The organism is Staphylococcus sp. GDY8P72P, from assembly GCF_016890655.1.
GTDB classification, from domain to species: Bacteria; Bacillota; Bacilli; order Staphylococcales; family Staphylococcaceae; genus Staphylococcus; species Staphylococcus arlettae.
Genome location: NZ_JAFEQJ010000005.1, coordinates 66,105 through 81,496, shown reverse-complemented (window position 1 = coordinate 81,496; position 15,392 = coordinate 66,105). Strand labels below are relative to the sequence as shown.

General features: G+C 33.3%; 11 protein-coding genes and 2 pseudogenes. 11 read left to right on the top strand and 2 right to left on the bottom strand.

Annotated features, from left to right (window positions below; genetic code table 11):
* The first annotated feature begins 202 nt into the window (after positions 1–202).
* The 5 genes from JVU85_RS00770 (at position 203) to JVU85_RS00750 (ending at position 5,126) form a co-directional block, all read left to right on the top strand.
* On the top strand, positions 203–1,084 hold the full coding sequence (locus tag JVU85_RS00770) for an N-acetylneuraminate lyase (RefSeq protein WP_103388562.1): 882 nt from the start codon (positions 203–205) through the stop codon (positions 1,082–1,084).
* 26 nt (positions 1,085–1,110) lie between these two features.
* Positions 1,111–2,685 (top strand): sodium:solute symporter family protein, encoded by a 1,575-nt coding sequence (locus JVU85_RS00765; RefSeq protein ID WP_204171578.1) that lies wholly within the window; start codon positions 1,111–1,113, stop codon positions 2,683–2,685.
* A 91-nt stretch (positions 2,686–2,776) separates the two neighbouring features.
* Positions 2,777–3,310, top strand: coding sequence for an NAD(P)H-dependent oxidoreductase (locus tag JVU85_RS00760; protein ID WP_204171577.1), 534 nt, complete (start codon positions 2,777–2,779; stop codon positions 3,308–3,310).
* A gap of 114 nt (positions 3,311–3,424) precedes the next feature.
* A complete protein-coding gene (locus tag JVU85_RS00755; protein ID WP_002509542.1) occupies positions 3,425–4,231 on the top strand; it encodes a Cof-type HAD-IIB family hydrolase in 807 nt (268 codons plus the stop codon).
* A gap of 235 nt (positions 4,232–4,466) precedes the next feature.
* Positions 4,467–5,126, top strand: coding sequence for an NAD(P)H-dependent oxidoreductase (locus JVU85_RS00750; RefSeq protein WP_204171576.1), 660 nt, complete (start codon positions 4,467–4,469; stop codon positions 5,124–5,126).
* Positions 5,127–5,444: 318 nt separating this feature from the next.
* Here the strand turns inward: JVU85_RS00750 and JVU85_RS00745 are convergent, their stop codons facing one another.
* Positions 5,445–6,248 (bottom strand): VOC family protein, encoded by an 804-nt coding sequence (locus tag JVU85_RS00745; protein WP_002509540.1) that lies wholly within the window; start codon positions 6,246–6,248, stop codon positions 5,445–5,447.
* Positions 6,249–6,627: 379 nt separating this feature from the next.
* Between JVU85_RS00745 and JVU85_RS00740 the strand changes: the two genes are divergently transcribed.
* The 5 genes and pseudogenes from JVU85_RS00740 (at position 6,628) to JVU85_RS00720 (ending at position 13,905) form a co-directional block, all read left to right on the top strand.
* Positions 6,628–8,211 (top strand): BCCT family transporter, encoded by a 1,584-nt coding sequence (locus tag JVU85_RS00740; protein ID WP_204171574.1) that lies wholly within the window; start codon positions 6,628–6,630, stop codon positions 8,209–8,211.
* 194 nt (positions 8,212–8,405) lie between these two features.
* Positions 8,406–10,187: an ABC transporter transmembrane domain-containing protein gene (locus JVU85_RS00735; protein ID WP_204171573.1), complete on the top strand. Its 1,782-nt coding sequence runs from the start codon at positions 8,406–8,408 to the stop codon at positions 10,185–10,187.
* Positions 10,180–11,471 (top strand): annotated as a pseudogene (locus JVU85_RS00730) (ABC transporter ATP-binding protein); the annotation flags it as partial. The gene JVU85_RS00735 and the pseudogene JVU85_RS00730, both read left to right, overlap by 8 nt.
* Positions 11,472–11,709: 238 nt before the next feature.
* Positions 11,710–11,946 (top strand): hypothetical protein, encoded by a 237-nt coding sequence (locus JVU85_RS00725; RefSeq protein WP_001159903.1) that lies wholly within the window; start codon positions 11,710–11,712, stop codon positions 11,944–11,946.
* A 6-nt stretch (positions 11,947–11,952) separates the two neighbouring features.
* Positions 11,953–13,905 carry a hypothetical protein gene (locus tag JVU85_RS00720; protein ID WP_000163792.1) on the top strand — a complete coding sequence of 651 codons (1,953 nt, stop codon included), beginning with the start codon at positions 11,953–11,955 and terminating at the stop codon, positions 13,903–13,905.
* A 71-nt stretch (positions 13,906–13,976) separates the two neighbouring features.
* On the opposite strand, the gene dfrG is transcribed toward JVU85_RS00720, so the two are convergent.
* Entirely contained in the window at positions 13,977–14,474 is a 498-nt protein-coding gene (dfrG, locus tag JVU85_RS00715) for a trimethoprim-resistant dihydrofolate reductase DfrG (protein WP_000868795.1), read from the bottom strand.
* 273 nt (positions 14,475–14,747) lie between these two features.
* Here dfrG and JVU85_RS00710 point away from each other — a divergent pair.
* Positions 14,748–15,245 (top strand): annotated as a pseudogene (locus JVU85_RS00710) (ATP-binding cassette domain-containing protein); the annotation flags it as partial.
* Positions 15,246–15,392 lie beyond the last annotated feature (147 nt).

Genomic DNA, 15,392 nt, shown 5'->3' with positions numbered 1-15,392 from the left:
TATTTGTGAAAAATATTTTCATTAATGTGCTTATTAAACGTATATAATTTTCAGAATTCTATTGCTAAGTTTTATGGTAGCGTTTACAATTCTAGCTGTAAAGTAAAATTTCTAATAGGTAACGTTTAGTTATGTACTTAAAAAATTAAGTTTTGAGCGTAGCTAAAATAGTTAAATAGCGAAAATAATGGAGGTTTATAACATGGAAGATAATTTGAAAGGTTTGTATGCAGCGTTATTAGTTCCCTTTGATGAGGATGGTCAGGTAAAAGAAGAGGGATTAAAACAAATAGCACGTAATGCTATAGATAAAGAAGGGTTAGATGGTTTATACGTTAATGGAAGTTCAGGAGAAAACTTTTTAATTAACACTGCACAAAAGAAACAAATTTTTAAAGTAGTCAAAGATGTCATTGGAAATGACGCTAAATTAATCGCACAAGTTGGTGCACTAGATTTAAACGAATCTATAGAATTAGGTCAATACGCAACTGAATTAGGCTACGACGCAATTTCTGCTGTTACGCCGTTCTATTATCCATTTTCTTTTGAAGAAATAAAAGATTATTACTTTGAACTCATTGAAGCAACACAAAATAATTTAATTGTTTACGCTATTCCAGATTTAACTGGAGTTAATATATCAATGACACAATTTGAAGAGTTATTTTCACATGACAAAGTAATTGGTGTAAAGTATACAGCACCTAATTTCTTTTTACTTGAAAGAATCCGTGAACATTTCCCGGATAAATTAATTTTCTCGGGGTTTGACGAAATGTTGGTACAAGCAGCTATTTCGGGAGTTGATGGTGCTATTGGGTCAACGTATAACGTTAATGGTAAGCGTGCACGTGCTATTTTTGAAAATGCGCAACAAGGTGACGTTGCTAAAGCTTATGCTATTCAACATGACACTAATCATATTATTGAAGGCATCTTAGACATGGGGATTTATCCTACATTAAAAGAAATATTAAAAGCACGTGGTCTAGATTGTGGTTTACCAAAAAAACCATTTAAACCATTTAATGAAAATAATAGAGCACAGTTAGAGACACTTATAGATAAATATAACTTATAATTTTTAACTTAAGGGGTTGATTGTTCATGGAACAAGTGGGGTTTGGGTTTTGGAACTGGGTAGCTATTTTACTCTATCTTTTTATCATGTTGCTAATTGGGGTGTACTTCACTAAACGTGCAGGACAAAATACTGATAGCTTTTTTACTGCCAGTGGTAGGTTACCATCTTGGGCTGTGGGCTTTTCTATTTATGCGACAACTTTAAGTGCAATTACTTTTATGTCAACACCAGAAAAAGCCTTTTTAACAGATTGGTCTTATATAGTTGGAAATATTACTATTGTAGCAATAATACCTTTATTGATCTTTTTCTATGTACCATTTTTCAAGAAATTGAATGTCACGTCAGCTTACGAATATTTAGAAGCGCGTTTTGGACCTAGTATACGAGTGATTGGTTCTTTGTTGTTTATTTTATTCCATTTGGGAAGAGTAGCTATTGTAATTTATTTACCAACTTTAGCGGTTACATCTGTATCGGATTTAAATCCATTTGTTGTAGCTTCACTCGTAGGTATTTTATGTATCTTATATACGTTTTTAGGTGGTTTTGAAGGTGTTGTGTGGAGTGACTTTATTCAAGGTGTCATTTTACTTGGTGGCGCTGTTGTCATTATTATTTTAGGGGTTGTTCATTTACCAAATGGTATGGGGACATTGGTTACAGATGCAATGAACAATAAAAAAATAATTAGCGCTGACAATTGGAAATTCAATACAGCAGCAGCGGCTATACCGATTATATTTTTAGGTAACATTTTTAATAATTTACATCAATATACTGCAAGTCAAGACGTCGTTCAACGTTACCAAGCATCAGACTCGTTGAAAGAAACTTCTAAATCATTGTGGACAAATGGTATATTGGCACTAATATCAGCACCTATATTTTACGGTATGGGAACAATGTTATATTCGTTTTATAATCATAGTAGCGCACTACCTAATGGTTTTAATACGTCGTCTATCGTACCGTATTTTATTTTAACTGAAATGCCTCCTTTTGTTGGTGGATTATTAATTGCAGCAATTTTTGCTGCTGCCCAATCAACGATATCTTCAAGTTTGAACTCGATATCAGCATGTTTTTCTGTAGATATAAAACATCGCTTTTTTGGGAAGGGTAATGAAAAAAGTGAAGTAACGTTTGCACGTTATATCATAATTATTTCAGGCTTATTTGGTTATGCAATGTCTATCTATTTAATTGCTGCTGATTCAAATGATATTTGGGATTTATTCTTACTTATTACTGGATTATTTGGTGTGCCACTAGCTGGTGTATTTGCAGTTGGTATTTTCACTAAACGTACAAACGCATTCGGCGTAATTATTGGTTTAATTTTTGGTGTTATTTTTGCTTATATTTTTAACAATATTGGTGGGGACAATTCACCATTCTTTGTATCTATCATCTCATTTTTAATTGTGTTTATTATTTCATATTTAGCTAGTTTTATTCGACCTAACAAGGGCAAAGATATTACTGGTTTAACTATTTTTGATAGAAATGAAGCCGTTACTTACGTTTCTAAAGTGAAACAAAAAAAGGCAATTGCAGATTATGCAACAAATACTGACTATTCTAAAGAGCAGTAGTGATTATTGTAGTTTCAAACAAATATATTGTATCTATAATATTGACTCATTTAATATTAACTTATTAAATGAGTCTTTTTAGGAGGGAAAAATGTCAACTTTAGTTATTATCGCATATCCAAATATGACACAGTCAAAAGTAAATAAAGCATGGAAATTAGCTTTGCAACAACGTGATGAGGTCACTGTACATGATTTGTATTCGATTTATCCAAATGAAGTTATTGATATTGAAGCGGAGCAACAATTGTTAGAGCAATACGAAACTATTATTTTCCAATTTCCATTGTATTGGTATAGTTATCCGCCTTTATTCAAACAATATTTTGATGAAGTATTAGAGTATGGTTGGGCTTACGGTTCTACTGGGGATAAATTACAAGGAAAACAGTTTGCTGCAGCAGTTTCTGTAGGAAGTGCAGAAGAAGATTATCACGCTGAGGGTGCGGTAGGCTACACTTTAGCACAATTGTTAGCTCCTTTAGATGCGACGAGTCGCTTTGTAGGTGCGAAATTTATAGGGGCACATGCACTGTATGGCACTTTTAATGTTAATGAAGCGCAACTCAATAATAATATCGCAGACTATTTCAGCTTTATAAATCAAATAACGCAACAAGTATAATTATTGTGTGAGTATAAGGTGACAACAGCTTAACTTGTCATCTTATACTTTTCAACAATCGTTAAAATAGCTATAATGAAAGCACATACATAATTGAAAGTTTGAGGGGACAATATGATAAAAGCAATTGCGGTTGATATGGATGGCACTTTTTTAGATACTAACAAAAGTTATGATGTTGCACGTTTTAACAATATTTTTAATCAATTACAGCAAAGAAATGTGAAATTTATTGCTGCTAGTGGGAATCAATATGCTAAATTGATTTCTATTTTTGGACAGAGAGAGATGTTTTTTGTCGCAGAAAATGGAGCAGTTATATACGACGGTGAAGAATTATATGATTATCGTGCATTTAATTTTGATTTTTATCAGGAGTTAATCCATTACTTACATTATGAACGTAGTATGCAAGAACTAATTGTTTGTGGATTAAAGAGTGCCTATATTTTAAAAGATACCAGTGAAACTTTTAAAAAAGTAGCACATTTTTATTATCGTCAATTAGAAGAAATTGATTCTTTTGCTCATTTGCCAAATGATGAATATGTTAAAGTCGCATTGAATATTAATAGAGATACACATCCACAATTAGATCAGGATTTAGCTGTGAAATTTGCAGATGATATTAGTATAGTATCTAGTGGGCACGACAGTATTGATATTATTATCCCAGAAATGACTAAAGGCAATGCACTTAAACGTCTTTTAGCGAAATGGGAATTGACTGCAGATAATCTAATGGCTTTCGGTGATGCAAATAATGATTATGATATGTTAGAACTTGCTGAACATAGCTATGTTATGGAAAATAGTCATGATCAGATGTTATTTGACGTAGCAAACTTTGTTGCACCGTCTAATGATAAACAAGGTGTGTTATCAGTTATTGAAGAAACGGTATTAGCACCTGAATTGTAATGAGCAATTACCAATTCATTGGTATTAATGCTGACAATATAAGGTGAATAATGCGTGAACTACACTAGTACAATGATAAAATCTATATATAGAAGTGGTATTCGAAATAGTTAACAGTACATTTCGATATTACTTCTATTTTTTTATAAACAGATTACTTTTATCGGAAATATTATTTAGCTTATACTAGAACTTACTTAATAAATCTTTAATTTGAAAGGATGGCACTAAAGTAATGGCAGACATGAATGATAAAATTATTGAAGCATTTCAATTTCGACATGCAACAAAGCGTTTTGATGCAACTAAAAAAATTAGTGAACAAGATTTTACTACAATTTTAGAAGCAGGTAGATTATCACCAAGTTCTTTAGGATTAGAGCCTTGGAAATTTTTAGTGATTCAAAATGCTGATTTACGAAATAAATTAAGAGATATTAGTTGGGGTGCTCAAGGGCAACTGGACACTGCTAGCCATTTTGTATTAGCGTTAGCACGTAAAAATGTAACGTCTCAATCACCGTATGTTCAACATATCATTCGTAATATTAAGCAATATGCAGAGGAGACAATTCCTGCAGTCGAGAAAAAATATGATGATTTTCAAACAAATTTTCATATCAATGATAATGAACGCTCACTTGTAGATTGGGCAAGTAAGCAAACTTATATTGCATTAGGAAATATGATGACTTCAGCAGCATTATTAGGCATTGATTCTTGTCCTATTGAAGGATTTGATTTAGATGCTGTTACTGAGTTATTAAAATCAGAAAACATTATCGGTGCTGATGATTTTGTGCCTTCATATATGGTAGCTTTTGGTTATAGAGAAACAGAACCTAAAGCAAAAATTAGACAACCACAAGCAGATGTTATCGAGTGGTTTGAATAAAAATGAAGATGGGATACAAATCCCTATTTTCAAATAAGAGGAGACTGGGACAACATTGATTCGTCCTAGTCTCTCACGCATACTATTCCTCTGGGCGTCAACACGTTTCAAATCGATAGAATTTATATTTGGCTATTCAAAAAATAAGAAATTTCGAAAACAAAAGTTAAACAACATCTTTTTATCTTAAAGGCATTTCATATAATTAAAAAACGTCAATTTCTATATCTTCTCAATAGAAATTGACGTTTATTTTTTAGTCAGAGCTATTTATGTCTGGAATTCATTGCTATTTATGTCTGGAATTCATTTTAATTTTTATTCAGGGACAGTAGTACGATTGCTATGCACTGTGACACTGAATCCTTCAGGACTGATTGATGTTTCATTTTGTGCATTTGGTTTATAAATATCAATATGATAAAGGCCTAAACTATGATCATTATCGAGTCGCGGTTGGGTTGATTGCCAAACATTGACAGCAATATGATGATGATATTGGTTTGTTGACATAAATAAAGCTTGAGGATAATGAGAAATATGTTGTAAACCTAACTGAGTTATATAAAAATTACGTGCACTTTCAAGATTTGCTGTTTTTAGATGTAAATGACCTAATTTTGACTGTGATGGCATACCTTGCCAGCCTTCTGTAGTACGCTGGTTAACTAAATCTTCAGCATCTACTTGTAACGTATCCATTTTGACATAGTCATCTTCCCATTGCCATGTAGTTGCATCACGATCTTGGTAGACTTCTATTCCATTACCTTCAATGTCAGAAAGATAGAGTGCTTCACTTACTAAGTGATCACCACCACCAACTTGTATACCTAGGCTAGCTGCATGATATAAAAAATTTGCTAAATCTGCTCTAGTAGGGACTAAAAAAGCGATATGAAAAAGTCCAGCTTCTGACATTGCAGGTTTTTTAGCATCAGTAATTGCTCTTAAAGTTACTGTGTGACCAGAATTCCCAATATTTAGGATAGCTAGTGCATCGTCTTTACTAGCAAGTGTTAAACCGAGTACTTCTGTATAAAATTGTGTCATCTTAGTTAAATTTGCGACATTTAATGTGATATTAGTGACTTGCGTTGCAGTCGAATCATGAAAAGTCATAATAACCTCCTGTGGTTAACATGTATTTGTTTTAGATACAAGTTAAATATAAGTGATTTTAAGTATTAAGTCAATGTGTAAGTTTTATTTTTAAATTTCGATTTTAAAAAAATATATTGTGTATAGTGATAATTAGGCATATTGCAAAAAGAGTGGTAAGATAACGACTTAAGTATAAATTGAAAAATAGTAAAGGTTTATTCTAACAAATAAACATGGCTTAATTGTCTGTGTGTACATACAAGGAGCGACACTTTAAACGTGGAAACTTTTAAAATTAAAATTCGTTAGCATCATTATATAGCTTGATAATATTTTAGAAACTTGCATAAAGATTTGAAAATAGATAAATCTATATAAAGGATACGAGGAAACTTTAATGAAAACTAAGTTAGTAAAAGAAAAGTTAGATTGGCCGGTATTTTTAATAAGTGCTGGTGTTTTAGTTATTTTTGTAATTATGTCAGCGTTCTTTACAGGTGGCACTGCAAAGTTTGTGCAACAAAGTTTTGAGATTTCTATTAAATATTTTGGGGCTTTTTGGCAACTATTATTATTAGCAACATTTTTTATAGGATTAGTGATAGCTATTTCAAAATACGGCAAGGTCCGTTTGGGCAATGTTGATAAGCCTGAAATGAGTTACTTTAAATGGGCAGCAATTGTTGTCACGTCAGGTTTAGGTGCAGGTGCGATATTTTGGGCGGCAGCAGAACCTATGTATTACTTTTTAGATGTGCCACCAACTATGGATGACGGCATCAAAGATAAATCTGCAGCAGCAGTTCCTGCTGCAATGGCGCAAAGCTTCACATCATGGGGATTTACTGCTTGGGCAGTTTACGGTGCCATTAGCGGTATTGTAATTATGTACGCACATTATAATAAAGGGTTGAAAATGAGACCACGTACATTATTATATCCAGTATTTGGAGCAAAGATTGAAAATAATAAAATTGGTTCTTTAACTGATGTTTTTTGTATTTTAGGTGCTGTAGCCGGAACGATAGGAACGATAGGATTTTTTGGCTTCCAATTTAGCTTTTGGTTACATAGTATTTTAGGTGTACCCGACAATTTGGTCACACAGATTGTTGCTGTAGGAGGCTTGACGGTATTAGTAACTATTTCCGCTGTTACAGGTATAAATAAAGGAATTCAATTTTTAAGTACAGTGAATATTTGGTTAGCATTAGCTATTGGAGCATTTATATTATTATTTGGTCCAGGTCATTTCATTATTGATACATTTATATCATCTTATGGAACGTATATTTCTGATTTTGTTGAAATAGGCACATTTAGAGGAGATGACGAATGGGCTGGCGCGTGGATGTTATTTTTTTTTGGTTGGTTTATAGGTTATGGACCATTGATGGCAATTTTAGTTGCACGTGTATCTCGAGGACGTACCATTCGTGAAATCTTTTTCTTAGTATCAGTTGTAGCTGCAGTGGTATCTCATTTTTGGTTTACCATTTTAGGTGGAAGTGGATTATTTTATGAACAACAACATAACGGTTCGGTGAGTGGACCATTAGCAGATAATGGTTTACCTGCTGCAGTTATCGCATTAGCCAATCAATTGCCTTTAGGTGATGTTTTAGTATTTGCCATATTAATTTTAACGTTTGTTTTCGTTATTACAACTGCAGATTCAATGTCATATTCCATTTCAATGGCTGTAACAGGTGAAGGGAATCCACCTAAATTAATACGCTTGTTTTGGGTTATTATTATGGGTCTGATCTCTGTTATTTTAATTAATATCGGAGAAGGTAGTATTGATGCATTACAATCATTTATAGTCGTCACGGCAGTACCGATTTCGATAATTATGCTGCCGGTACTGTGGACTGCCCCTAAAATAGCGCATGTTTTAGCCATAGAACAGGGAATTACGTCAACGCATAAAAAAGGACAACAAGTCGTAGTATTTGAGGAAAGTAAAAAAGAGCAATAAAGCAATAGTTGTGAAAATTAGATTTAACTTTTTTGTCAAAGAATAAGACAAACGAAAAAAAGAGTGAATACACACATTTAACTATAATAAGTTGGTGTCGTGTATTTGCTCTTTTTGTATGTAATTAAACACTTAAATCGTTAATGCAAGGTATGGTAAGATGTATTTAATATAAACCAAAAGGGGTGACTATAATGGGAGTGTTTTTAAAATTAACATGGTTTTTTAAAGCCCAAAGATTCAACTATATCTTAGGTTTAATCATGTTAATTGCAATAGCTTTAATTGAATTATTACCACCTCAAATTATTGGTAAAACAATAGATGGTATGACCAATCAAGTGCTAACAGGCAAAATGTTAATGATATATTTAAGCATTTTGGTCTTGGCAGCGCTCTTGCTATATGGTTCTCGATATGTCTGGAGATTATCTATTTTTGGGACGAGCCAAAAATTAGGTAACATATTGCGTCGTTATTTATATCGTAAATATACAGAAATGAGTCCGTATTTTTATCAAAATAGACGTACAGGTGACTTAATGGCACATGCTACTAACGACATAAATGCTGTCCAAAATGCAGCGGGTGCTGGTATTTTAATGATTGCAGATTCATTAATTACTGGTGGTATGGTAATTATAACTATGGCACTGACCGTAAGTGTAAAATTAACGTTAATTGTGTTAATACCACTACCTATTATGGTAATAATGACGCGCTATTATGGAAAATTATTGAGCCATGGCTTTAAAAAAGCACAGGCGGCATTTAGTAAATTAAATGATAAAACACAAGAAAGTGTTGCGGGTATTAAGGTCACTAAAACATTTGGTTATGAGACAGAAGATCAAGCTGATTTTAAGGGGCTTAGTGATGAAGTGGTTAGAAAGAATTTATATGTTGCAAAAGTTGATGCACTTTTTGACCCAACAATAATGTTAGTATTTGGTACAAGTGAGTTTTTGGCAATTACTTTTGGTTCGTTCATGGTACTAAATGATGAAATTACTTTGGGACAGTTAATTACGTTTGCAACATATCTTGGCATGCTAGTGTGGCCACTATTAGCATTGGGCCTGTTTTTTAATATAGTACAGCGTGCAAAGGCTTCTTATGAACGAATAGAAGTAATCTTGAATACGCCGAATAGTGTTGATACAGAGTCCAATACAACAGCTCAGCCACAAGGTGATATTGTATTTAATATTGCACAATTTCATTACCCGGGAAATAAGGAAAAAGATCTTCACGATATACATTTTACTATACAACCAGGTATGACTATTGGCATAGTAGGGCGTACAGGTTCAGGTAAAAGTACATTAATCAAGTTACTGTTGCGTCAATTTGATACTGACAACCCCAATGATATTACATATGGTGATATACCGTTACGTCATTATCAATTAGGTCAATTACGTGCGCAATTTGGTTATGTACCGCAAGAGCATTTTTTATTCTCTACTTCAATCCGCAATAACATTGCTTTTGGTCATATGGCAGCAAATGATTCACAAATTTATGAGGTCAGCCGGTTAAGTCATGTGCATAAAGATATCGAACAGTTTACAGAGGGATATCATACTGTTGTAGGGGAACGAGGCGTATCATTGTCTGGTGGTCAAAAACAACGTATTGCTATCGCACGTGCACTCCTTATTGATCCAGAGGTGTTAATATTAGATGATTCATTATCAGCTGTAGATGCACAAACAGAAGAAACTATTTTAGCTAATATGCATACGTTACGACAAGGAAAAACGAATATTATCACTGCGCACCGTATGAGTGCGGTAAAACATGCGGATTTAATTATTGTTATGGATAGTGGCACAATCTTAGAACGTGGTACCCATCAAACATTATTAGAACGAAAAGGATGGTATTTTGATACTTATACTGCACAAGCATTACAAGAACAACATGCGCAACACCTCAATGATTTGACGGAAGGAGATGAAGGAAATGTCTAAGATAACTTCACTCTCAGCGAAGGATCAAGGTAAAACGGTGTTTCGTTTAATCAAATATACCTCACCATATAAAGGTATTATTGCGTTGGCATTTTTAATGTTAACGTTAGCGACCGTCACTAGTATGTTGACGCCGTACTTAATAAAAGTTTTTATTGATGACTTTTTAACACCTAACAACTTTCCACAAAATAAATTAATATTATTAGTAGGATTTTTTATAGGGATACAGATTATTGGCGCAATTGCTACATATATTAATGATTATATGTTTCAATACTTAGCCTTCAAAGTAATTCAGCAATTAAGAATAGATGCATTTAATAAACTTGGGTCATTAGGCATGCGCTATTTTGATAAAGTTTCTGGTGGAAGCATCGTTTCTAGATTGACAAATGACACAGAAACAATAGTTAATATGTTTATCGGCGTTTTTTCTACTGTAATTATGGCCGTATTCATGATGATTTCTAGCTATATTATGATGTTCATTTTAGATGTCAGACTCGCCTTATATGCACTCATCTTTTTGCCAATCATCATATGCTTACTGATTATTTATAGAAAATATTCCGCTATACTATTTAATAAGTCAAGACAATTGTTGTCAGACTTAAATTCGAAGTTAGCTGAATCTATTGAAGGTATGACGATGATCCAAGCATTGAATCAACAAAAAAGATTAAATGATGAGTTTAATCAAATTAATGACGAGCATTACGATTATATGATAAAAACAGTGAAATTAGATAGTGTTTATTACTACGACCTGCAATTAGTATGCTTGCTATTTTTGCGACGGTTATGATTTTAGGTTATTTTGGAATTATTAGTTTTAGTGCAACAATTACGGCAGGCGTTGTGTTTGCTTTTATCCAATATATGGAACGTTTTTTTGAACCTATAAATCAAGTGAGTCAAAATTTAAACGTGTTACAGCAAGCTATAGTATCTGCGAGTCGTGTGTTTGAACTTATAGATGATGAAACATATGAACCGAAGCAAGATGTGAATAATGAGCACCGAATCACAGAAGGAAAAGTGACATTTGAAGATGTCAGTTTTAGTTATAATGGCGAGACAGACGTGCTTAAGCATATTAGTTTTACAGTAAATCCAGGTGAAACAGTTGCCCTTGTCGGTCATACTGGGTCAGGAAAAAGTTCTATTATTAATTTGTTTATGCGTTTTTATGAATTTGAAAGAGGTCAAATTATGATTGATAATCAATCTCTTAAATCATTTTCTAAAGACGAATTAAAATCAAAAATTGGGCTTGTACTACTAAGTAGTTCAGTTTTGGAGTACAAAAAGTGAAAATGTAAACCTAAATGAGTATCAAATTGCAACTGAATTTGATACTCGTTTTTTATTGTTAAATCAACGTTTGTTGTTAATTTACACCACAAAATGTAAGTTAAAATGTATATAAAAATGCGAACGTGAAATAATTATTGTAGTAATGCAAATTGGTGTGTTAAAATGGTTACAATTTACTAAGCAAAAAGGGGTGCATTTTCCTATGCAATTTCTTGAGCCAAAAAATAAGAACGCTAAGTCTGTGGATTGGGAAATATCAGAGCAAGTAAGGGTGATAGTTAAGCAATACGCTGAATATGCAGAGCGTACTGAAAGCGAAGCAGTGGATGAATTCTTATTGAACATTTTAGACGATAAGAAGTTTATTGAATGGATTGCCAACAAGCGAAGTAATAAGCGGATTGTTGAAAAAATGGGTATCAAAGATAGAGTGGGTTGATAGACAATGACCAAGCTTAAAAGATTAGCCACGAAGGAAGATGAAATTGTAGATGTTAAAATTCCGATTTCAAACGAAGAATTAAAAGATAGGGCTAAACAATATGATTTATTAACTCCAAAACGATTTGCAACAAGGTATAACAAAATGTTGTTCTTGCCAACGTCTTTTAAATGGAACGGTTCTGAATATCCCATTCAATATAATTACTGCATCAATCCGTTTTGTTGTAATTTTGGGAAAGAACAGCACAAATTCAAAGATGTAAAAGGGAAACCAAGTCGATATAAAATGACTGGTAGTTCCAAAGATAAAGGTCATAAAGGTATGTACTGCAATGACAATCCTATTGGCAGAGGTGTATCGCAAAACTGTACAGTAACCCCTTTATCTAATTGGTCTGTTGTTGAAGAAATTAAACGCCTTATAGAAATCAATAGCATCCAAGATGTTGAGCCAGATTATCAATTTCATAAAGAAGGCTGCTCGGAAGAAGAATCAACCCCATTCAATGAGCCGAAGCAATTTTACAAAAGGGGGAAAAGTAGGGGCAAATCTCAACGCTATCAATGTAAGGCGTGTAAGAAGTTCACTAATGTTCTACCAAAAAGAGAAGAAACCACTACTTATCACCAACAAAAGAACACCATTCTTCCAATGTTCGCTAAGATGGTTGTTGGAAGGGTTTCAGTCAGTCGTACTTGTGATATTTTAGGAATTGGAGTTGGAACCTACTATCATAAGCTGGAGTGGCTGTATAGGCGTTGTTTGGAGTTTTTAGAACGATATGAGACACAACCCCTTCAAACAAAGAAATTTAACGAGATGTGGCTTAATACGGACAAGATGCACTACTACCTAAATAACGTCCGTAAGAAAGGACAAGGTTCAAAGAAATATACGGGGTTTGAAGACCTTAATATGCAAACGTATATAGTTGTATCTGCTGAGGTCTTATCAAGATATGTGTTCCGTTCTGATGTTGCCTATGATTGGAATATTTCAATGGATGAATTAAATGAAGATACAAGAAAATTCAAAGAAGACCATCTCAATACTTTTAGTCGTAAAAATGATAGGTTAGATTGGTCTTATTATCCACAAGAACCATCCGCTAACGATAGCGAAAATAGGAATGCTTATCTTCACGAATTAGGGAAAATTACTAATAGGAGTAGATTTGTCGATGGTTTAAATGTTGATGCTCCTTATACTACAACTGCTCACTATTGGTTAATTAAACAAATGGTTAATGCCGACGAATGGCGAATGATTAGTGATGATGACTTCTCTATTAGAAACGCCTTTTATAGAGTATTCACGAAAGAATTAAGGTTGAGCGATGCACATCATTTTATTTGCCAAGTTAACAAGACGAAAAGCAGAAAACAATGCTTAAAAGAATTCGGACAAGCAAAAGCAGAACTGCTCGATTGGGGAGATATCAGAGGATTCAAAACAAAGTTTCTACGGACTTTGGCATCTCATTATCTAACTGAATTACTAACAAGTCATCAATTCCACGAAGAGGCTATTAGTAAAGATGGAGAAAGATATCGCAAATATGCCGATAACCCTATCAAACATCCATTAGCCACTAAGGATAAAGGATTTTATTCAGTTGATTGTAGAACGGATTTATCTGCTCTGGAACCAAACGAAATCGCAAAGATGCTATTAAATGTTAATGACCATTCGACCAATAGCTTTATTCAACAGATAAGACGTTATATATCATCTCTTGAAAGACCATTAACAACAGCTCGTGGTGATAAGAAGAGCTATATTTACGCTAACTTCAATCCGAAGTATGCTCAATTTGCGATTACAATTCTAAGAACTTACTACAACTTTTGTCGCCCTTTTAAATCAGCGGATAAAAAGGTTTTGACACCTGCTCAAAGATTAGGGATTACAGATAAACAATTTGATTGGAAAGATATAATTTATTTCAAATGACAAAAAGAGCTTGGAGTAATCCCAAGCTCTTGTGCTTTATCTTTACTGTTCTTCTTCAATTAACGCACCCGTTAACTCAATAAGTTTTTTCTTTCATATACATGAAAATAGTAGTTATACGGATTTTTATCATTCTTTATCCCTTTTTGGGCAAATACCTCATTCCATTCCTCATAATTCACTTCTGGAAAAAAAGTATCTCCTTCGAATTCATGATGTATTTTTGTGATGTACATTTTCTCAACATAAGGGAAAAACAAATTATAAATCTGTTCTCCTCCGAAAATAAAAATTTCTTCTTCGTTTTTACATAACTCAAAAACATCTTCTATTGAATGAACAATTTCACAACCATTAAAGGTAAACCCCTTATCTCTCGTCAGAATAATATTTCTTCTGTCAGGTAAGGCTCTTCCGATTGATTCAAGGTTCTTCCTACCTAATATTATCGGATGTCCCTTTGTAGTATTTTTAACATATTCCCAGTCCTTGGGAATCCTCCAAGGAATGTCATTCTCTTTGCCAATCACTCTATTCTTATCCATCGCAGCAATCAAAGAAACTTTCATTTATAACACAGCCTTTTTAACTAATTTACCATCTAATTTCTTATTTCTATCAAAAAACCTTTTCTCATTATCCTGCCCGTTAGTTGAATAAGCAATTTTTTCTATAAGTTATATTATCATAATACCACAAAATCACAAATTTTCATTCAATTATCATTTTCAATTGCATTTTATAAATCATTTTGTATGTAATTTGGTATGTAAGTTAAAATGAAAAAAGTAGTCCATTTTGAAGTACATTTTGTCATTTTGTACTCCAAAACTGAACTACTTATTGTACTACAAGATGCTTTTATATTTTACGGCACTATTTTATCGAATATTAAACTGTATCATCCAAAAATGACTTTTGAACAGGCTCAAGCTGCAGCATCTTTTGTGCAAGCTGATCGCTTTATTCAGCAATTAGATGGACAATATGAACATAAAGTGACAGAAAAAGGTAGTGCTTTTTCCAGTGGTGAACGGCAATTAATAGCTTTTGCTCGTACTATGGCAGTTGATCCTAAAATACTTATACTTGATGAAGCTACCGCTAATATTGATTCTGAAACAGAAGAACAAATTCAAGCTGCATTAAATCATATGCGTCAAGGTAGAACAACAATTGCTATAGCGCATAGATTAGCAACAATTCAAGATGCAGATCAAATATTAGTCTTAAATAATGGCGAAATCGTAGAACGCGGAACACATGATATGCTTATCTCACAACAAGGCATATATTATCAAATGTATCAATTACAAAAAGGGAGTGGGACAGAAATCTGATTTTGAAAAAATGATTTCGTCGTCCCACCCCGGCAAGGGTGACTAGCGTTGAAACAAGCTTGGTTTGAAGCGCAATTTCAATGCAGTCAGCTACTGCCCTATGAAAAAAGGTTTCGAATAACACATAGAGTGGGACAGAAATCTGAT